Source organism: Streptomyces dryopteridis (assembly GCF_049606955.1).
Taxonomy (GTDB): Bacteria; Actinomycetota; Actinomycetes; order Streptomycetales; family Streptomycetaceae; genus Streptomyces.
Map to the genome: position 1 here is coordinate 1,666,054 of NZ_CP187114.1, position 20,854 is coordinate 1,686,907.

Sequence of the window (20,854 nt, forward strand, 5' to 3'; positions counted from 1 at the left end):
AGCCCCGGACGGGCGCGGACGGCACGCGGGATACGGGACGTCTCACGTGCCGAGAAAACCCCCCGCCCGCGCCCGCCGCCCTCAACACAGTTCCCGACGGTGCTGGATCGGCAGGTGGTTGCGCCATTCGGCCGGCGTCAGGCTGCCGCCGGCGCGCGCGCACACCCGCGCGACCAGCCGTTCCGGGGCGACCTCGACGCGGCTCAGGCCGCTGTGCGCTCCGACGGCGCGCAGGGTGCGCCCGTCGGGGGAGTAGGAGAGCGCGAGGATCGCGTCCCCCGGAGTGGGCAGGGTGCCCAGGGCGCGGTCGAATCGGGTGTCCCAGAGCCGGAGCGTGCCCGAGGCGCCGCCCACGGCCAGGTACTGGCCGTCGGGGGAGAAGGCCAGGGCGGTGACCGCCTCCACCGCCCCCACCCGCGGGGTGTCCACGGGAGCGGCCAGGAAACGCATCCGTCGGCGCAGCTCCCCGTCCCAGATCGTGACCCCGCCCGTGGTGTCGCCGACCGCCAACCACGTTCCGTCGGAGGACCAGGCGAGCACCGCGCCGTCCTCGATGCCCAACCCCCGCTCGGCCCCCCGGCCGGCGCCCGTGGGGAACACGCGCGCGGAGGACGCCAGCGTCCGCCCACCGGGCCGGACGGCGAGCGGACCGGGCAGCTCGGGCAGCGCGCCGCCCCCTACGTCGACGCGGTCCGATCCGAGGTCCTCGGGCCGGGTCCGGCGACCGCTCGGCAGCTCGCGGACGTCCACCACGTCCACGTCCGAGCGCGTGGTGAACAGGGAGCGGCCGTCGCGCGAGACCGCCAACCCGGTGATCGGGGACCGCGCGCCGGCCGGGACGCTCGGCTGCGGGGGCAGGGGGAGGGCCCTGTCACGGCCGGTGTCCCACAGGCCCGGCTCCTGGATCGCCGGTTCGGTGGTGTCCGACGCGGCGTCGGGGCCCATCGGGGTACGGGTGTGGGCCAGGGTCCGTCCGTCGGGGCTCAGCGCGAGCAGGGAACGACAACCGTCGGTCGCGTGCCCTCCGCCGGGCAGCGGAGTGGGGGCCGGGCAGGCACCGGCGGGGGTGCGGGCCGTGCGCCGGCCGTCGGCGACGGAGTACGTCTCGAACCAGCTCTCCCCACCCCGCCGGCGGGCCACGGCGTAGGCGGTGCCGTCCGCGCTGAACACGCCCGCGGACGCCGCGTCGGGATTCCACCGGGAGGTCATCGCGGGCCCGTAGGAGATGGAGCGCACCACGCGGTCCCCGCGCCGGTGCTCCGTCAGGTACCGGATCACGCCGTCCCGCGGATCGATCCGCAACCCGGAGGCGACCTCGTTGACGAGGGGGTAGCGGAACACGGGCCGCTCCGGCGCCGCCAGACGCCACAGCAGGACCTCGTCGCCGTCGGCCCCGACCAGGAAGCGGCCGTCCGGGCTCGTCGTCACCTCGGTCAGCCCGGGGTGTGCGATCCGGACCCGTTCGCGGCCCGTGTCCGGTTCCCACAGGCTCACCCCCGTCGTGGTGCGCACGGCCAGGGCCGCGCCGTCGCCGGTGAACGCGAAGGACTCCATCGCGCAGCCCCCGGGCCGTCGGGCGGGCAACTCGCGGCCCCGGGTCACGTCGAACACCCGCAGGGGCACCTCGGCCCGCTCACGGGCGCTCAGCGGTTCCGTCTCCCGCGCGCACACGGCGAGCCGACGCCCGTCGGGGCTGACCGCCCAGACGGGCCGCCGGCCCGTCGGCACCTCCAGCAGGACCCGGTCGTCGCGCACGTCCCGCAAGGAGAGCCGGCGGTCGTCCGAGGTGTCGATGACGTCCTGCATCACGAGATTCGGCGCGTCCGTCCAGGAGACCCACTGCGCCACGGGACGGGGCACCGCGTCGACGGCCCGCCCCGAGACGAGATCCAGCCGCCGGGCACCGATCCTGTCGCCCTCGGGAACGAGCGGCTCCATGACCACGGCCGTGCGGCCGTCCGGGGAGATCCCGCCGAGCAGGTTCTGCCCGAATCTCATCGACGGCCCCAGCGCGGCCTTGCGCCGCACGTCCCAGGAACGCGCCGCGGTCGCCGTGCTCACCGTGACCACCCGGCCGTCCGCGCTCAGTTCGACGCCGATCCGGTCCGCGGGCCTCTCGGGCGGCGTCGTGTCCGGCACGTCGTACACGTCCACCTCGGCCTGCCCGGCCGCCGCCACCAACGCCGCCTCGGTCTCCGGGCCCGGGGCGAGCCGCCAGGCCGCCACGCCCAGCCGCTGCGCCAACCCCGACTCCGTGCGGCGCAGGCGCTCGGCCTTCGACACCGCCTGAAGGACGTCCAGTTCCGTCGTCCGGGCCCGGTCCAGCTTCTCCTGGAACGCGGCCTCGGCCGCCCGGGCCTCGTTGGCGCGCCCCCGGTCCCACGCCGTCGTGCCGGCCACCGTGAGCAGCACCAGCAGGACGGCGACCACGGCGGTCACCGCGTGCCGCAGGCGGCGGGTGCGGGTGCGGGCGGTCAGGCCCGCGCGCAGGAACGCGGCCTCCGGCGGGCTCAGCTCGTCGGCCGCCGGGCCGCTGCCGGGCGCGAAGGCGGTCTCGGCCTCGGCGAGTTCCCCGCCGCGCAGCAGGGTCCCGGCGTCCCGGTCGCGGGCCAGCCAGTTCTCGGTGGCCTGGGTCAGCCGCCGGTGCAGCCGCAGCCGTTCGCGGTCGCTCTCGATCCAATCGCGCAGCCGGGGCCAGGCGGTGATCAACGCCTCGTGCGCGAGGTCCACCACCTCGTGGTCCAGGGTGACGAGCCGGGCCTTGGCCAGCCGGTCCAGGACCGCCCCGGCCTCCTCGGCCGTCGCCGACCCGGGCGGCACGAGGGTGTCGCGGGGCACCGGCCGGCGGGTGTCGGCCACCCCGTCCGCGCCGGGGGTGATCAGACTCAGCAGCAACCGGCGCGCCACGGGCGCGCGGTCCTCGCCGAGCGCCGCGTACACCTCCTCCGCGGTCTGGGCCAGGGCCCCGCGCAGCCCGCCCGCCGCCTCGTGCCCCGCCAGGGTCAACAGGCGTCCGCGTCGGCGCCGCCAGGTCTCCAACAGGGCGTGCGAGAGCAGCGGCAGCCCGCCCGGCTCCCGGGTCACCTCCTCCACCAGCCGCGCGGTCAGCGCCCGCTCCACGGTGAGACCGGCCGCCGTCGCGGGCCGCACGATCGCCCCGCGCACCTCCTCCGGGGTCAACGGCCCCACCGGCAGGGACGCGACCCGGGCGGCCTCGGCGAGTTCGGGATGGGCCAGGCAGTTCGCGTAGAAGTCGGCGCGGACCCCGAGCACCACCCGGATCCGACTGTCGGGCCGGCGGGCGGCGAGCAGGGCGTCCAGGAACTCGCGGCGCTCGTCCGGGTCGGCGCACAGCGTGAACAACTCCTCGAACTGGTCCACGACCAGCCACGTGTCACCGGGCCCGGCGGCCGGCGCGAGCACCGCGCCGTGGGTGCGCGCCGGGTGCTCGCCGGGGGTGAGGATCCGCAGCGCCGAGGCGGCCGGCAGCGGGGCCGCGCCGCGCCGCAGCCGGGGGATCAGCCCGGCCCGCAGCAGGGAGGACTTGCCGCTGCCGGAGGGACCGAGGACCACCGTGACGCGATGCTCGGCCACCAGCGCCGTCAACGCCTCCGTCAACCGTTCCCGACCGAAGAACACCGCCTCGTCCTCGGGCTCGAACCGGGTCAGGCCCCGATAGGGCGGGGCCGCGCCGGCGTCGGCGCCGTCGGCCGGCAGGGCCAGGAGTTCGGCCTCGGCCGCCCGCCACCGCTCCTCCCACGCCACCGGATCACCCCCGCAGACCCCGACATAGGCCAGGGCCACGGGCAGGCTCGGCAGGCGGGCGCCGGCCGCCGCCTGGGAGAGCGCCGTCACCGAATAGCCGGCCCGCGCGGCCAGCTCCCGATAGGGCACCGAGCCCGCCGCGACCCGCAGCGCGCGCAACTCGCACGCGAACCGTTCGACCGGCCCGGCCTGCGGGTCCAGCGCCTTCTCCGGCCTGCCCACCAGGCCCCCTCCCACCCCGAATGCAAGATCGTTCCCACCCTAGGAACGCCCCGCGGCAGGTCACAAGGGGCTCTTCGGCCGGCACTGAACAATTGTTCAGCCGCCCGAACCGGGGCTGCTGAACAATTCCCGGGCCGGTGGACTACTGCCGCAGCCGGTCGCCGCCCCGCCCCGACCGACCCCGCCCCGCCACCCCCGTACCCCCCTTGTCGGGAGCCCGGCGACGGGCCCGGCCGGGACACCGGCGACCGGCTGCCCCTTCCGCGCCACACGACCGTGTCGCGCCACTCGAACCGGCACCCGCGGCCCGCCGGGCAACCGGCCGCCCGCCCGCCCACTCCGGGAGCACAGTTGTCCGCACGAACACCCGCGCCCCGACGCGCCACGGGGGCCCGCGCCCTCGCCGGCGCCGTCGTCGTCGCACTCGGCACGGGCCTGACCGCGCCCGTCGCCGCGGCCCCCGCCGCCGGCGCCCCCGCGGCCCGCGCCCAGGCCGCGCCCGTCACCGTCACCCTGATCACCGGCGACCGGGTCACGGTCAACGCCGACGGAGACGTGATCCGCTTTGAACGGGCCAAGGGCCGCGAGCGCGTCCCGGTCCGCACCCAACGCGTCGACGGCCACACCCTGGTGCTGCCCGCCGACGTCCGCGAACTGGTCGACGAGGGCACCCTCGACCGGCGCCTCTTCGACGTCACCACCCTGGCCGACCCGGCCCTGCGCGCCCTGCACGGCGACCGCCTCGGCCTGATCGTCCAGTACCGCGGCCCGGCCGCCGACGAGGCCCGCGCCCGACTGCGCGCCGCCGGCGACACCCCCGCCGCGCCCGCCGCCCGCGACCTGCCGACCCTCGACGCGGACGCCGTCGCGGCCTCCCCGGAACGGGCCGCCGCCGTTTGGGAGGCCCTCACCGACCGCCGCGCCCGGGGCGCCCGCGCCGGCGGATCCGGCATCGCCAAGGTCTGGCTGGACGGCGTCCGCAAGGCCACCCTCGACAAGAGCGTCCGGCAGATCGGCGCCGACAAGGCATGGCAGGCCGGCCTCGACGGCACCGGCGTCAAGATCGCCGTCCTCGACACCGGCGTCGACGAGACCCACCCCGACCTCAAGGGACAGGTCGTCGCCGAGAAGAACTTCACCGAATCGCCCGACACCGAGGACCGCGTCGGCCACGGCACCCACGTGGCCTCCATCGCCGCCGGCACCGGCGCCGGCGCGGGCGGCGCCTACAAGGGCGTCGCCCCCGGCGCGAAGCTCATCAGCGGCAAGGTCCTCGGCGACGGCGGCTTCGGCAGCGACTCCGAGATCCTCGCCGGCATCGAATGGGCCGCCGACCAAGGCGCCGAGGTGATCAACCTCAGCCTCGGCGGCCCCGACACCCCCGGCGTCGACGCCATGGAGGAAGCCGTCAACCGGCTGTCCGCCGACCGCGGCATCCTGTTCGCGATCGCCGCCGGCAACGAGGGCGACGGCCCCTCCACCGTGGGCTCGCCCGGCAGCGCCGACGCGGCCCTGACCGTCGGCGCCGTCGACGCCAACGACGCCCTCGCCCGGTTCTCCAGCCGGGGCCCCCGCGTCGGGGACGGCGCCGTCAAACCCGACCTCACCGCGCCCGGCGTCGCCATAGCCGCCGCCGCGGCCCCCGGCAGCGACATCGGCACCGACCCCACCCTCCCGCACCCCGCCCCCGGCCACGTGCGCATCAGCGGCACCTCCATGGCCACCCCGCACGTCGCCGGCGCCGCCGCCCTCCTGAAGCAGAAGAACCCCGGCTGGGCCGCCGCCGAGCTCAAGGGCGCCCTCACCGCGTCCACGAAGGACGGCGGGTACGCGGTCCAGCAGCAGGGGACGGGCCGGGTCCGGGTCGACCGCGCCCTGAACCAGACGGTGATCACCGAACAGCCCTCGCTGTCCCTCGGCACCGCCCGCTGGCCGCACACCGACGCCGCACCGCTCACCAAGAGCCTCGCCTACCGCAACCTCGGCACGACCGAGGTCACCCTCGACCTCGCCGTCACCGGCACCGACCCCGGGGGCAAGCCCGCCCCGACCGGGTTCTTCACCCTCGGCACCGACAAGGTGACCATCCCCGCCGGCGGCCGCGTCGAGGTCGACGTCACCGCCGACACCCGGCGCGGCGCCGTCGACGGCGCCCACCACGGCTACGTCACCGCCACCGTCGCCGGCGCGGGCGCCGACGCCGAGGGCCCGACCGTCCGCAGCGGCGTCACCGCCACCCGCGAGGGCGAGGCATACGACGTCACCTTCGAGACCCTCGACCGCGACGGCGAGCCCGCCGCGTACTTCGACCACGCCCTGACCGGCCTCACCGGAGCCGACAAGGGCCGGCGCGCCGTCCTCACCGACCGCTCCTCCTCCCGCACCCTGCGCGTGCCCAAGGGCGACTACCTCCTGGAGGGCATCGTCTTCCAGTACCTCCCCGACGTGGGCGAGAACATCGACTGGCTGACCCGACCCCGACTGACGGTCACCGGGAACACCACCGTCACCCTCGACGCCCGCACCACGAAACCCGTGAACATCACCGCCCCCGGCTCCACCGCCCCCGAATACCTCCAGACCAACTTCCGCCTGACCACCGGCGGCGCCGACCTCAGGTCCGGCTGGGGCCTCCTCGACCAGACCACCCTGCGCACCGCCCATCTCGGCCCCGCCGTCACCGACGGCTCCCTCGCCCAGACCTGGAGCGCGCACTTCCGCCAGGGCGCCGACACCTCGACCACGGTGGCCTTCGGCGGCCGCGTCGAACGCCTCGACACCGGCCGGGTCCGGCACGTGAAGGAGACCGAACTGGCCGCCCTGCGCGTCCGGTCCGGCAGCCCCGCACCCGGCAAGGCCACCTCGATCGGCGTGTACCCGGAGATCGCGGGGATCGCCGACCACATCACCAACCTCTCCGCCCCGCAGGACGCCCCCGCCACCCACACCCTCAAGGTCACCGCCGGCGACGGCGTCGTCTGGCGCACCCTCGCCCGGCAGCACGGCGCGCCCGACGCGGACGGGTACCGCGAGGTCGAGACCGAACAGTGGGCGCTCGACGCCCGCCGCGTCACGGCCGGCCGCGTCCACGAGGAGACCGTCAACACCGGCGTGTTCGGCCCGGTCCTCGGGCAGGGCCACGGCGTCGTGCGCACCGCACCCGACCCGGGCACGGGCCGGCAGACGATCCTCGGGGCCGTGCCCCTGTTCGGCGACGGCGCCGGCCGGGCGGGCTCCTCGCTCGTCACGAAGGCCGTCACGACCCTGTACCGCGACGGCGTCGAGATCGCCGAGAACGAGGACCCGCTCAGCGGCCGGATCCCCTTCACCGTCGACGCGGCCGACGCCGCGTACCGGCTGACCACCTCCGTCGAACGCCCCGCCGCCCTCTCCGCCCTCTCCACCCGCGTCGAGACGAGCTTCGCGTTCCGCTCCGGGCAGGTCGCCGCGGACACCGCCCTCCCCGTCTCCACCGTCCGCTTCCACGCCCCCGTCGACCTCGCGGGCCGGGCCCCGGCGGGCAAGCCCACGCGGATCCCCGTCACCGTGCAGGGCGCGGCCGCCGGCGGGAACCTCAAGGCGCTGACCGTGTCCGTCAGCACCGACGACGGCGCCACGTGGAGGACGGTCCCCGTCGTCGGCGACGCCTTCCACGTCCGCAACCCCGCCAAGGACCGGGGCATCTCGCTCCAGGCCACCGTCACCGACAAGCGGGGCAACGTCTCGGAGGTCACCGTCCACAACGCCTACCTCGGCGGCTGACCCCACCCGGCCACGCGCCGGCGACCGCACAGGGGTCGGTCGCCGGCCCACCCGACCCGCCCGCCGGCGAACCCGGCGGGCGGGTCCCCGCGTTCACGGGGGTGCCGGGGGCTGGTTTGCGGGCGGGGAGCGGGGGCAGGCGCCGGGACGAAGCCCGCCGGCCGGGCCACCGCCCGCCGACCCCCACCGAACCACGCGACCGGAACACCCGGTTCGAGGGGAGGAACCATGTCATCGAGCGCGCTGATCATCGTGCTGAGCGTGGTCGTCGTGGTCCTGATCGTCGCGATCGTCACCATGGTGGCCCTCGCCCGCCGCAAACGGCTGCGGGAACGATTCGGCACCGAGTACGAGCGCACGGTGCGACAGACCGGCGACCGCCGCACCGCCGAGAAGGACCTCCGCGCCCGCGAACGGCGCCACGACGACCTCGACATCCGCGAACCCGCCGAACGCGAACGACGCGCCTGGGCCGGCGAATGGAACGCCGTCCAGGAACGGTTCGTCGACCAGCCGGAGGGCGCCGTAGCCCAGGCCGACGAACTGATCACCCGCGTCATGCGGGAACTCGGCTACCCGACCCAGGGGTACGAGGACCGGGTCCGCGACCTGTCCGTGGCCCACGGCCGGACCCTGGAGCACTACCGGTCCGCGCACGAGGTGCAGGCGCGCGGCACGGCCGGCCGGGCGACGACGGAGGAACTGCGCGGGGCCATGGTCCACTACCGGGCCCTCTTCGACGAACTCATCGGGACCACGGGGTGACCGACATGACCGACCACGAACCCTTCCACCGCACCGACCGCCGGGACCCCGAGGACCCGGGCGCCGGCCGCCCGGGCACCGCGGACCTCGCCGACGCCCTCGCCCCCGCGCCCGCCGAACCCCCGGCCGCCCGCTACCCGGGCGAGGCGACGGAGATCGCCCCCGAGGACACCGGGGACATCGGGGACACCGAGGACATCGGGGAAGCCGACCCGGCCCCGGCCGCCGGCGACCCCGCGCACCCGGGCAGCGCCCCGCACGAGCACGAGCACGAGTACGAGTACGAACGGGAACCCGACCCCGGCCCGGTTCTCGCGGCCGAGACCGCCGGCGACACAAGCCTGACGACCGACCGCGACGGCCCCGCGAATGCCGAGGACGACGAGGCCCGACTGCTCGCCGAGCAGGACGCGCTCCGCTTCCGGGACGACTGGCGCGAGATCCAGACCCGGTTCGTCGACGACCCCAGGGGCGTGGTCCGCGACGCGGACCGCCTCGTGGCCGAGGTGATGCGCACCCTCGCCGAGTCCTTCGCCACCCACAAACGGGAGCTGGAGGGCGAGTGGAACGAGGGCGAGGAACCGGCCACCGAGGACCTGCGACTGGCCCTGCGCCGCTACCGCTCCTTCTTCGACCGCCTCCTCCAGACCTGACCCGCCCCACCCCCGGACCCCGCGCCCCGACCACCCCCCCGGCCGGGGCGCGGGCATGCCCCCGCACCACGACGACCCCGGGACCGGGGTGTGGCGCGGTGCGGGGCGGGGGCGCCTCAGGGGCGCCGACCCCGGGCGCCGGCGTGCCGGCGTGCCGGCGGACGGACGGGGCCGGAGCGGTACGACGCGCCCGCCCACCCCACCCGGAGGTACCGCGCCGACCCCTCCCACGACACCGCGGTCCGCCTCGCCGGCCGACTCGCGCACGGGCGCCGGCAAGAGCACCGTCACCGACCCGCCGGACGACCGGTACGGGCTCGCGCCGCACCGGGGGAACCGTGCGGAACGCGGAACGCGGATGGACAGATGGACGGAACGCCGCGATCCGCTCCGTCACCCTCGACTCGCCGCCCTCGCGGAGGCCGGGCCCGGGGCGGGGTGGCGCGAACGGACGCCGCAGGACATGTTCCGGGCCATGCCGAGCCGGTCCGGCGAGACGGTCGGGCTGCTCGTCGTGGACCTGCCGGCCCTGCCGGCCGACCGTCTCGTGCGCGTGGACCGGTTCGGCATCCTGCCCGTGCACCCGGCCCCGCTGCCGCGCCGTCCCGAACGGGCCGTGGCCCTGGTTCCCGACCACCGGATTCCGGGAGCGGGCCCGCACCGCGGAGCCACGCGGACCCGGTGCGCGCGCGGGCCAGCCGGGGCGAAGGCGACGCGACGGGCGCGCTCGCCGTACGTCTCACCCGCGACGCGCTCGGGAACGCGGCAGTGCGCCGGCGGGCCCCGGGGGTTCAGGCCCCCTTTGTGGCCGTTTCGCGCGCGGCCTTGCGTTCGCGGCGCTCCCGGAGCATGTCCCGGATGCCCTCCTGCGCGCCCATGAAGTCCAGGGTGCAGAGGTCCCAGGCCACGAAGGCCAGGCCCCCGGCGAGCCCGAACCGGCGGCCCGTCCTCTTCACCGTCATCGTCGTCCTCCTCGTGTCGTGTTCGGTCGTGTGTGTCGCGCCGGCGGTCGGGGTCATGCCCCGACGGCCTGTCGCATCCCGGTGGCCGTGACCGGGTAGTGGAGCTTCTCGATCAACCGGCCGTCCTTGAACGCGAGACGCAGGACGTTCGTTTCCGACCCGCGGGCCGTGGGGTCGGCGTACAGGTACCAGGCGCACTGGCTGCCGACGGGCGCCACCGGGCCCCGTCCGCCGCAGAGTTCGCCCGTGTCGGGGTTCTCGCGGGGGAGCTTGGAGCGGACGGACGGCTCCGTCTCGCCGACCCGGATCATCGCCTCGGTGTCCGGCGTGACGATTTCGGCGGCGGCGGAACGCGCCCACCGCGTCACGAAGTACGAGACGACCGTCCCGCCGACGAGCAGCACGGCACAGCCGATGACCAGGAACGGTGTCGCGGAACGCATCTCCCTCGGATCGCGGCGGTCGGTGTCGTCCACCAGGGCTCCCGCCACACCACAACCCTCACAAAACCCGACAATGCCGCGCTGTATCCCAAAGTCGTTCCCCCCATCGACGTTCGTCGCGCCCCAGGCCGTCTCGTTCGGATCTTGCCGCTCAAGCCCGTGTCTCCCCCCGGCCCTCGGGGGCTGGGGCCCCAGGTGCCGCGCATCGCAAGGCGGCGGGGGCACCTCCCGGCCCCCGACGGCCGGGGGCGGGGGTACGTGGGTATTGCGACAACGCGGCGTGGGGGCGCCCCCGGGCGCAGCCTGGGGGAGTGCGGTGCCGGGCGGGATGGGGGCACCTCCCGGCCCCCAAGGGCCGGGGGAGGGCCAGGCGAGATCCGGAAGAGACGGCCTGGGTCCCCGCGCCGGCTCGCCCATCGGCCCTCGCCGGCTCTCGCTTTGGCGTGCGTCGCGGCGTAGTCTGGCCCGGCGCGTCGGGTTACACGTGTCATCACATATCCCGCACCGCACCGCACCTCGCACGGCACTGCCCACCGCCCGGAACCCCGCACGAGAACCGAGGAGCCCCCGCCCATGACCTCCGTCTCCGAGCCCGCCCCCACCCGGACCGGCGTCCCGACCCCCGTCCTCGCCCCCACCACCCTCGGTCCCGTGCGCGGCCTGCGCGACGCCGACGGCGTCGCCCGGTTCCTCGGCATCCCCTACGGCCGGCCGCCCATCGGCCCGCTGCGCTTCGCCGCGCCCGTGCCCTGCGAGCCGTGGACCGAGCCGCTCGACGCGACCGCCTACGGGCCCACGGCGCAGCGCCGTCCGCTCGGCGAGGTCACGATCATCCCCGAGCCCTCCGTGCCGGGCGCCGGCGTCCTCAACCTCAACGTCTTCACCCCCCGGCTCCCCGCCGGCGCGGAGACCGCCCCGGCCGGGACCGTCCCCACCGAGGGCCTGCCCGTGCTGGTGTGGATCCACGGCGGTGGCTACGTGGCCGGCTCGGCCGCCTCCCCCTGGTACGACGGGGCCGCCTTCAACCGCGACGGGGTGATCGTCGTGAGCGTCGGCTACCGCCTGGGCGTCGAGGGCTTCCTCGCCTTGCCCGACGCCCCCGACAACCGGGCCGTCCGCGACTGGATCGCGGCCCTGACCTGGGTCCGCGACAACATCGCCGGTTTCGGCGGCGACCCGGCCCGGGTCACGATCGCCGGCCAGTCCGCGGGCGGCGGCGCCGTGCAGACCCTGCTCGCCGCGCCCGCCGCCGCCGACCTGTTCCGCTCCGCGATCTCGGTCTCCGGTGCCGTCATGGAGCCCCAGGACCGGGCCACCGCCGAACTCGTCGCGCGCCGTTTCGCCGAGCGCACCGGCGTGCCCGCGACCGCCGCCGCCCTCACCCCCCTCACCGACGACGAACTGCTCGACCTCCAGGCCGCGATCCCCGTCACCGGCCCGCTGCCCGACGCCGACGGCGTCCCCGGCATGCCGCTCGCCCCCTTCGCCGACGGCGAGGTGATCCCCGTCCCCGTCATGGACGTCCTGACCGATGGCTCCGGCCCGGTCGGCCGGGTGCCGCTCATGCTCGGGTTCACCGCCCACGAGTTCAACCTCGCCGCACCCCCCGGAGCCGACGAGGCCCTCGACCGCGCGATCCTCGGCGCCCTGGGACTCGACGCCCCCGCCCAGGCCGCGTACGCCAAGGCCCTCGGCGTGGAGGACACCGGCGCGCTGCGCGCCCAGGCCGTCACCGACGCCCTCTTCCGCGCCCCCGGCCTGCGGATCGCCGAGGGCCGCGCGGCGCACGCGGCCCCGACCTGGCTGTACGAGTTCCGCTGGGAATCCCCCGTCATGGGCAGCGCCTTCCACTGCCTGGACCTGCCCTTCGCCTTCGACCTCCTCGCCGCCCCCAACGTCACCGCCGTCGCCGGCGAACGGCCTCCGCAGGCACTGGCGGACGCGGTGCACGGCGCGTGGGTGGCCTTCGTCCGCGACGGGGCCCCCGGCCCGGACTGGCCCGCCTACTCGGCGGAGGGCCGCGAGACCCGCCTGTGGGACGAGACCGTGACCACCCCCTCCGACCCCCTGGGCGCGATCCGCGCGGTCTGGCTCGACTGAGCCCGCCCGAGCCTCCCCGTCCTGTCCGGGCGGGGGAGAGGACGGGCGGGCGCGCGCTCCGGGGGGACCGCGCGCCCGCCCCTGGCCGGTTCCCACCGGTCCGTGACGGGCCTGCGCGGGCCCGGCCTTAGGGTGGGTCGATCATCGGACGATCGCATGAAGCGAGCCGGCGCGAGGGGGAACCATGACGGCACGGGGACACGGCACGCGCGCCGACGACACCACGGGACCGCGGCGGACGGCTCCCGCGCCGACGACGATCGCCTCCGCGACGACGGTCACCCCGTCACCGACGATCGCCTCCGCGACGGGGGTGACCCCGCCACTGACGATCACCCCCGCGACGGCGGTCACTCCGCCACTGACGATCGCCTCCGCGACGGCGGTCACTCCGCCACCGACGATCGCCCCCGCGCCGACGGTCACCCCGGCATCGACGGTCACCCCGCCGCCGACGGTCACCCCCGCGACGCCCCCGGCCCGCGCCGAGGCGCCCGCGCGGGCGACGCGCGCCGTGGCACCGCTGCGCGCCTCGGCCGTCGTGGCCCTGGCCGTGGCGCTCGGCGGGTGCGCGACCGTCGGGCCCGCCCCGACCTCCGACCGTGCCCCCGCGCCCCCGGGCGCGTCCGCGTCCACGCCCGGCTCCTCCCCGAGTGCCGTCCCCCTGCCGCCGAGCGGACGCCACGGCGCCGACCCCGCGTCCTGGCGCCTCCCCCTCGACGCCTACCGCCTCGAACCCGCCGACCGGGCCCGCATCCACGCCGCGCACACCCTCGTCGCGGCCCGCTGCATGACCGAGGCCGGGTTCCCCGACACCCCGGACGTCACGTGGACACCGCCCGGTTGGCGCACGGGCGAGGCCGATACGGCGCGACGCTACGGGGTGCGCGAACCGGCCGCGGCGGCCGAGGAGGGCTACCGCCAGGCACAGGTGACGGCCGAGGCCATCGACCGCGACATCGCCGCCGAGAACGCGGGAAGCCCCGAGGAACGGGCGGCCCGGAAACGCTGCGCCAGCGACGCCTCGCTGACCGTGCCCCTGCCGTCGAACACCCCCGCCATGGAGCGCATCAACACGCACTCCTTCGAGGTCTCCCGTACCGACCCCGCCGTGCGCTCCGCCTTCACCCGCTGGTCTGCCTGCATGAAGACCAAGGGGCTCGTCTACGCGGACCCGATGGCGGCCCGTCAGGACCCGCGCTTCGCGACCCTCGCGGGACCCACCCGGGCCGAACGCGACACCGCGCGCGCCGACGCCGAATGCCGGCGCCGACACGGCGTGGACGAGGCCCGGTTCGACGCCGAGAACCGCTACCAGGCCCCGAAGGTCGCCGAGGCCCGCGCCGAACTCGACCACGCCCGCGGCATCTTCCTCGCCACCCTGGAGAAGGCCCGCGCCCTGCTCGCCGAAGCCTCGAAGAACCCCACCCGCACCCCGGACGCCGAACGCCTCTGATCCCTCGGCCTTAAGTCCCTGACCAGCGGAAACGAATGGACCCGGGGGTCGGGCCCGCGTACGTTGGCCGGGGGTCGCCACGCGCGCGGCCCCCGATCGCCCACCCTCCCGTCCTCGTGGAAGACCCCGCCATGTCCTTCGGCCCGCCCGGTCCGCCCGGCCCGCCCCCGCCGGCGACCCCGCCGCCCCCGCCCCAGCACCTGCACACCCACGTGCGCGCCCACACGGATCCGCACGCGGCCCCGCCGTACGTCCCCGGTCCGCCCGTGCCGCCGCCTCCGGGCCCGCCCGTGCCGACGCCCGGCCCCGCGCCGGTCCTGCGCTCGCCGCTCGGCCTGGCCACCGCGCTGACCGTGCTCTTCTCGCTCACCGCCGCCGTGGACCTCTTCTCCGCCGGCGTGGGCGCCTACGCCGGATCCGTGGCCCAGGCCATGATCGACGACCCGGTGCACATCGACGAGGTCGCCGCCCACACCGCCGACACCCTCACCGCGATCACCGCCGCCCTCCAACTCCTCTGCCTGATCGGCACGGCCGCCGTCTTCCTGGTCTGGTTCCACCGAGTGCGCGGCAACGGGCAGATCTTCCGCCCGAACGCCTTCACCCAGAGCCCCGGTTGGGCCATCGGCGGCTGGTTCATCCCGTTCGCGAACCTGTGGCTGCCGCTGCGGACCGCCCGCGAGATCTGGACGGCGAGCACCCGCCTCGACCCCACCGGCACCCTCGTCCGCACCTCCACCACGCCGGTGACCGCGTGGTGGTCGCTCTGGATCGCCTCGATCTTCGCCTCCCGCGTCTCCGGCACCTTCCACGACCGGGCCGACACCCCCGAGGCCCTGCAAGAGGCCGCGTACCTCGGCATCCTCACGGACCTGATCTCGGTGGCCGGCGCCGTGTGCGCCCTCCTCTTCGTCCGCAAACTCACGGCGATGCAACACACGATGGCCACCCAGGGCCCCCACGCCCGCCCCTGACCGCTCGGTCACGACGCGACGGACGCGCCCACCGACCCCGCGGTGGGCGCCGTCGCCCTCTCTTCAGCTCCTCTTCAGCCGGGCCTGCGCACGATGCGGTCGGCCGATCCGCCCCCGGATCGCCCGTCACCCGTCATGCGTCACGTATCGCACGCCGAACGAGAGAGCCCGAGATGGCAGAGCCCTGGCCCCCACCGATCGACCCGGCACCGATCGACCCGGCACCGGTCCCTCCGGTCGCCGCCCTGGAGGCCGTGGGCCTCGGACGCCGACATCGGCGCGGCTGGGCGCTGCGGGAGTGCGGCGTGCGGATCCCCGCCGGGCGGATCTGCGCGCTCGTCGGCCCGAACGGCGCCGGCAAGTCGACGTTCCTGTCCCTGGCCGGCGGACTGCTGGCCCCGACGGAGGGACGGGCGCGGATCTTCGGCCTCGACGCCCGTTCCGCTGCCGCCCGGGCCAGGACCGCGCTGCTCGGCCAGGACAAGCCCCTGTACCGGGGCTTCACCGTCACCGAGACACTGCGCACCGGCCTGGAACTGAACCCGACCTGGAGCCGGGAGACCGCCGAACGCATCGTCGACGAGGGCCGGATCCCCCTCAAGGCCAAGATCTCCTCCCTGTCCGGGGGCCAGCGCACGCGGGTCGCCCTGGCCGTGGCCTTCGCCAAACAGCCCGACCTGCTGATGCTGGACGAGCCGATGGCCGACCTCGACCCGCTGGTCCGGCACGAGGTCACCGAACTCCTGCGGGCCGAGGCCGCCGCCCGGGGCACCACCGTGATCCTGTCCTCCCACACGATCACCGAACTCGCCGCCCTGTGCGACCACACCGTGGTCATCGCCGCCGGCACGGTCCGCCTCGCGGGCGCCGTGGACGAACTCCTCGCCGCCCACCACCTCACCCCCGACGAGCACGTGGCCCCGCGCACCGCCGGCACCTCGCGGTCCGCACCCGCCCCCACCCTCGACCAACTGCTCCTCGGCTACCTGCGGGGCGACCCTGCGGCCCCCCACCTCGCCCCCGACTCCCGCCCCGACGCACGTCCCGAGACCCGCCGAGCCGCCGCATGAACACCACGCACGCCGCCCCCTCCCGGCCCTCCCACACCACCCGCACCACCGGCCGCGCCACACCGCGACGGCTCGTGCGGGGACTGCCCTGGCTGGTGCTGCGCCAACAGCGCCTCGCCATCGCCGTGACCCTGCTGCTCGCGGCCGGACTGACCTGGTACGCCGTCCACACCGCCGACGCCGCGCTCGACTGGCTGCACCGGCGCGAGATCGGCACCTGCCCGCCCGGCGAGGGCTGCCGGCTGCCGACGGAGTTCTCCCTCGCCTACCAGGTGCCGCTGCGGAACCTGACCTTCGGCCTGTCGATCCTGCCGGTCCTGGCCGGGGTGTTCCTCGGCGCGCCGCTGTTCGCGACCGAGGTGGAGGCCGGCACCCACCGGCTGATCCTGGCCCAGAGCACCACCCGCACCCGCTGGTTCCTGGCCAAGGTCCTCCCGCCGGTGCTCCTCGCCCTGCTCGCCTCCGTCCCCGTCACGTGGGCGGCGGGCCGGTGGCGCCGACTGCTTTTGGACCACGCGGGCACGTACGCCACCTGGTACGACTGGGGCTCGTTCAACGCCACCGGCCCCACGCCCGTCGCCCGTACCCTGCTGCTCGTCTCCGTCGGCATCGCCCTGGGACTGCTGCTGCGCCGCACGATCACGGCGATGGGCGCGAGCCTCCTGGTCGGGGGCGGGGTGTTCGCGGCCTGGGAGTGGGCGCGCCCGTACCTGCGGCCGGCGATCACCGCGCGCGGCGCCGCCACCGAGAACATCATCCCCGACGGGGTCTGGGTCCGGGACTACTCCCTGCTGACCTCGAACGGGGCACGCGCGCAGGTGCCGGACGCGTGCATGGTCGGCAAACAGTCCGTCTACGAGGCGTGCCTGCGGGACCACGACATCACGCGCTCGTGGGTCGAATACCACCCACAGAGCCACTTCGCGCCCCTGCAACACATCGAAACGGCGACCTGCCTGGCCCTGACGGTGGCGGCCCTCCTCTTCGCCCTCTACTGGACCCGCACCCGCCTGACCTGATTCAACCCCCGACCCACATGCTCGCCCGCCCTCGAAACCCCGGCCCGGAACGCGTTCCGCGCCGGGCGCGTCCGAGGGCCTCGGCGCGCGCCGCCCGGGCGCCGATCCGCCCGCGCGCCCTCCGTGTGGGGGACACGTGGCCTGTGGACGCGCGGGGGAGCGCTGCGCACCATGGAGGAATCCGCCCCTCCGGACCGGACCGAGAGCGGTCGGGGCGCGTATCGACCTCATCGGTGTCGGCACAGGGAGGACAGGTCGTGAACAGGTGGAACCACCCGTTGGCGGCGCGCAGAACCGAGCGGAGAGAACGGAGAGAAGCGAGGGAACAACGGGAACGGGCGTCACCGGCGATTCCGTACCCCAACGGCTGGTTCGGCCTGGCCGACGCCGGCGAGCTGCGCCCGGGCCGCGTGCTGACGCGGCGTCTGATGGACGAGGACGTCGTGCTCTACCGCACCGCCGGAGGAACCGTACGGGCGGTCCGTCCCTTCTGCCCGCACCTGGGCGCTCACCTGGGCCACGGCGGCACGGTGGTCGGCGAGACCATCCGCTGCCCCTTCCACCACTTCCGGTTCGGCCCGGACGGCACCTGCGTGGCGACCGGCTACGGAACACCACCGCCGCCGAAGGCGCGCGTGGCGCCCCTGGAGTGCCGTGAGGTCGACGGTTTCGTCATGGTCTGGTGGCACGCACGGGGTGAGGCCCCCTCGTGGGAGATCGAGCCCCTGGCGCCCGGAGAGTTCGAGCCCCCGCGGTCCCACGTGATCCACCTGAGGGACCATCCCCAGGACGTCTACGAGAACGTCTTCGACCAGGGGCATTTCGCCCCGGTGCACGGGGTCTCGGCCACCGTCACCCGGCCCGCCGTGTTCGAGGGGACACGTGCCGGGGTCTCCATGCGGTACACCCCGGGGCAAGGGGTGTTCGTGGCCACGGCCGGATTGGCCGCGGAGATGACCGTCTCCGTGCAGGGAATGGGGTTCTCCCGGACCGAGACGAGGCATCCCGTCACCGGGGTCGACTGCCACCTGTGGGGCCTCGCCACCCCGATCGGCCCCGGCCGACTCGCCCTTCGCGTCGCGGTGTCCGCGCGACCGACCGCGGGGCGTGCGGCGGCCTCGGCCGTGAACAGGCTGACCGCGAAGGCATTGCTGCGTCTGCTCGCCTGGGACATCCGCAGGGACGGCCGCATCTGGAGCAACAAGATCCACCTGGAACACCCCAAGTTGGCCGAGGGTGACGGCCCGATCCTGCAATACCGCGACTGGGCGCGGCAGTTCTACACCGAAGGCTAGGCCGCAGCCCTCCGATCGCCACGCCCCTCGCGCCGAGGGGCCTGCGAGACGCCCCGCTCCGCCCTCGGCGGGCCGCGCGCCCGAGGTCCCCTCCGGGAGATGCCTCGCGAGGCGAGCCCCGATCCCCGGCACCGGATCCGTCCGTGTCCGCGGCAGGAACAGCAGAATCGAATCTGCGCCAGGCGATGCCCCCGAGGCCCCATATTTCGTCGCCCTCCATTCGAGCACGGCACCCGCACCCGAGCCCGGGCGGCCCCCTGCCCCGAGCGACTGAACCGACCGAACGGCCGGCCCGACCTCGACAGTCCCGTACCCACCTCCTACGGAGGCGCGCCATGACCGCCCCGACCGCCCCCACCCCGATCTCACTCGTCCACATCAGGGCCCAGGTGGAGCGGACGCTCCACACCTTCCTGGCCCGACCCCACTACGCCGATCCACGTCTGACCCAGGCCGTGGCCACCCTCGGAGAGTTCGTCCTGACCGGCGGGAAACGCCTGAGACCGACGATGCTGTGCCTGGGGTACGTCGCCGTCACCGGACACCACCCCCCACCCCCGGTGGTGCGGGCCGCCGCGTCCCTGGAGCTGTTCCACGCGTTCGCCCTCGTCCACGACGACGTCATGGACGACTCCGACACCCGCAGGGGCCGGCCCACCCTCCACCGCGCCCTGGCCCCCGGCGGGCCCGACGGCCCCCGGACCGGGGCCGAGGCCCGGATCGGGGTCGGCAAGGCCGTCCTCCTGGGCGACCTGGCGATGGTCTGGTCCGACGAGATATTCCACTCCTCCGGTCTGGATCCCGCCCAACTGGCCGCCGTGCGCCCGGTCCTCGACGCGATGCGCACCGAGATCGTGGGCGGCCAGTACCTCGACGTGATGACGGCGAACGATCCCCGGGCGAGTGTGGAGACCGCCCTCGACGTCATCCGCCACAAGACCGCCAAGTACACCGTCGAACGACCCCTGCACCTCGGCGCGATGCTCGCGGGCGCAGAGCCGAGCCTGCTGGACGAACTCAGCTCCTACGCGCTGCCGTTGGGGGAGGCGTTCCAACTCCGGGACGATCTGCTCGGGGTGTTCGGCGACCCCGAGGTCACCGGCAAGTCCCGTCTCGACGACCTGCGCGAGGGCAAGCACACGGTCCTCGTCGCCCTCGCCCGGAGGGACGCGACCCCCGCGCACCGGCGGCGCCTGTCCCGACTCCTGGGCCGCCCCGACCTGGACGAGACGCTCGCCGAGGAGGTGCGCGAGATCCTCACGGCCTGCGGTGCCCGCCGCACGGTCGAGGACATGATCGACCGGCGCCGCCGGCAGGCCCTGAGCCTCCTCGACACCGGCGCCCGACTCCACCCCGCGGCCCGGGAGCTCTTGCGCGACCACGCGGACACCGCCACCCGGAGGGCCACGTGATCGATGCCCCGGGCACGACCGGCAGGCCCGGCAGGCCCACGCCCGCGCGGACGCACGAGCTGCTCGACCCGTCGGCCTCGGCCGACGCGGGAGCCATGACGCTGCGGACCGCCGCCTCCCTCGGCGATTGGGCACGCGGGCTCGGCGCCCCCTTCGACCCGAGGGCCGCACCCCTGGCCGCCATGATCCCGGCGTTCGCGGCCCCGTGGTCGCCCCCCGAGGTCTGCTTCCTCGCCGGACGCACCGCCCTGTGGGCGCTCGCCCTCGACGCCCGGACCGACGGACCCGACGCCCGACCGCACGCGGTGGAACGCGGCCTCGCTCACTTGCGCGCCGTGGCGGTGGGCTCCACACCCGGCGCGGACCCGCTCGCCCGGGCCCTCGCCGGCATCCGACACGACCTCCTGTCCGGCCCGAACGGCGCCGTCCTCGCGCCGGTGTGGGAGGACGCGGCCCTCGCCGCCCTGGACGGCACCCTCTTCGAGTTCCGTGCCGCACGACGCATGTCCCTGGGCCACCCGGCCCCCACCCTCGACGCATACCTCCACCACGCACGAGGGAGCATCGGCTTCGCCCTCGTCGTCCTGGCCCTGTGGTCCGACCCGGCCGTCGGCGAGGAGGCCGCCGGCGCCGCCGACCTGCGGCAGGCGTGCCGGGTGGCCTCGCTCGCCACGAGACTCGCCAACGACCTCAGCGGCGTCGCACGGGAACGCGACGAGGGCACCCTCAACGCGATCCTCCTCGGCCTGCCCCCGCGGACGGCACGCCGACGCGTCCACCGGCTCCTGACCGACTGCCGCGAGTCCCTCCGTCCCCGCACCGCGACGGGCTGCCCGGCGGCGCTGGCCCTGGAACGCCAACTCCTGTGGTCCGTGCGCCAGTACCGACACGGAGACCTCGGCCACTGACACCGAGGGTCCCGAACCCCTTTCGCACCCCCGCCGAATCCCGCACGG

15 protein-coding genes are annotated in these 20,854 nt (G+C 75.6%); 11 read left to right on the plus strand and 4 right to left on the minus strand.

Features of this window, described 5'->3' with window-relative positions; all coding sequences use genetic code 11:
* Nucleotides 1–81 precede the first annotated feature (81 nt).
* Entirely contained in the window at nt 82–3,987 is a 3,906-nt protein-coding gene (locus ACN20G_RS34050) for a DNA-binding protein (RefSeq protein ID WP_424217114.1), read from the minus strand.
* A gap of 351 nt (nt 3,988–4,338) precedes the next feature.
* Between ACN20G_RS34050 and ACN20G_RS34055 the strand changes: the two genes are divergently transcribed.
* The 3 genes from ACN20G_RS34055 to ACN20G_RS34065 all read left to right on the plus strand — a co-directional run bounded on the left by ACN20G_RS34055 (nt 4,339) and on the right by ACN20G_RS34065 (nt 9,167).
* Complete coding sequence (locus ACN20G_RS34055; RefSeq protein WP_424217115.1) at nt 4,339–7,749, plus strand: S8 family peptidase; 3,411 nt, start codon at nt 4,339–4,341, stop codon at nt 7,747–7,749.
* A gap of 228 nt (nt 7,750–7,977) precedes the next feature.
* The gene (locus tag ACN20G_RS34060; RefSeq protein WP_424217116.1) at nt 7,978–8,514 is read left to right on the plus strand and encodes a hypothetical protein; all 537 of its coding nucleotides are present in this window, start codon (nt 7,978–7,980) and stop codon (nt 8,512–8,514) included.
* 5 nt (nt 8,515–8,519) lie between these two features.
* Nucleotides 8,520–9,167 (plus strand): hypothetical protein, encoded by a 648-nt coding sequence (locus tag ACN20G_RS34065; protein ID WP_424217117.1) that lies wholly within the window; start codon nt 8,520–8,522, stop codon nt 9,165–9,167.
* Between the two features lie 791 nt (nt 9,168–9,958).
* On the opposite strand, the gene ACN20G_RS34070 is transcribed toward ACN20G_RS34065, so the two are convergent.
* Both ACN20G_RS34070 and ACN20G_RS34075 read right to left on the minus strand, forming a co-directional pair.
* Complete coding sequence (locus ACN20G_RS34070; protein WP_424217118.1) at nt 9,959–10,129, minus strand: hypothetical protein; 171 nt, start codon at nt 10,127–10,129, stop codon at nt 9,959–9,961.
* A gap of 53 nt (nt 10,130–10,182) precedes the next feature.
* Entirely contained in the window at nt 10,183–10,605 is a 423-nt protein-coding gene (locus ACN20G_RS34075) for a hypothetical protein (RefSeq protein WP_424217119.1), read from the minus strand.
* A gap of 540 nt (nt 10,606–11,145) precedes the next feature.
* Between ACN20G_RS34075 and ACN20G_RS34080 the strand changes: the two genes are divergently transcribed.
* Nucleotides 11,146–12,672 (plus strand): carboxylesterase/lipase family protein, encoded by a 1,527-nt coding sequence (locus tag ACN20G_RS34080; RefSeq protein WP_424217120.1) that lies wholly within the window; start codon nt 11,146–11,148, stop codon nt 12,670–12,672.
* Nucleotides 12,673–12,813: 141 nt separating this feature from the next.
* On the opposite strand, the gene ACN20G_RS34085 is transcribed toward ACN20G_RS34080, so the two are convergent.
* Complete coding sequence (locus ACN20G_RS34085; protein WP_424217121.1) at nt 12,814–13,134, minus strand: hypothetical protein; 321 nt, start codon at nt 13,132–13,134, stop codon at nt 12,814–12,816.
* Nucleotides 13,135–13,186: 52 nt separating this feature from the next.
* Between ACN20G_RS34085 and ACN20G_RS34090 the strand changes: the two genes are divergently transcribed.
* The 7 genes from ACN20G_RS34090 (at nt 13,187) to ACN20G_RS34120 (ending at nt 20,806) form a co-directional block, all read left to right on the plus strand.
* Complete coding sequence (locus ACN20G_RS34090; RefSeq protein ID WP_424217122.1) at nt 13,187–14,128, plus strand: hypothetical protein; 942 nt, start codon at nt 13,187–13,189, stop codon at nt 14,126–14,128.
* Between the two features lie 116 nt (nt 14,129–14,244).
* Nucleotides 14,245–15,102, plus strand: a complete 858-nt coding sequence (locus ACN20G_RS34095; protein WP_424217123.1) for a DUF4328 domain-containing protein — start codon at nt 14,245–14,247, stop codon at nt 15,100–15,102.
* Between the two features lie 173 nt (nt 15,103–15,275).
* Nucleotides 15,276–16,172: an ABC transporter ATP-binding protein gene (locus ACN20G_RS34100; RefSeq protein ID WP_424217124.1), complete on the plus strand. Its 897-nt coding sequence runs from the start codon at nt 15,276–15,278 to the stop codon at nt 16,170–16,172.
* Entirely contained in the window at nt 16,169–17,191 is a 1,023-nt protein-coding gene (locus ACN20G_RS34105) for a hypothetical protein (RefSeq protein ID WP_424217125.1), read from the plus strand. Before ACN20G_RS34100 ends, ACN20G_RS34105 begins: the two co-directional genes overlap by 4 nt.
* Before the next feature lie 257 nt (nt 17,192–17,448).
* Nucleotides 17,449–18,486, plus strand: coding sequence for a Rieske 2Fe-2S domain-containing protein (locus ACN20G_RS34110; protein ID WP_424217126.1), 1,038 nt, complete (start codon nt 17,449–17,451; stop codon nt 18,484–18,486).
* Between the two features lie 335 nt (nt 18,487–18,821).
* Nucleotides 18,822–19,898: a polyprenyl synthetase family protein gene (locus tag ACN20G_RS34115; protein WP_424217127.1), complete on the plus strand. Its 1,077-nt coding sequence runs from the start codon at nt 18,822–18,824 to the stop codon at nt 19,896–19,898.
* Entirely contained in the window at nt 19,895–20,806 is a 912-nt protein-coding gene (locus ACN20G_RS34120; protein WP_424217128.1) for a terpene synthase family protein, read from the plus strand. Before ACN20G_RS34115 ends, ACN20G_RS34120 begins: the two co-directional genes overlap by 4 nt.
* Nucleotides 20,807–20,854: the final 48 nt, after the last annotated feature.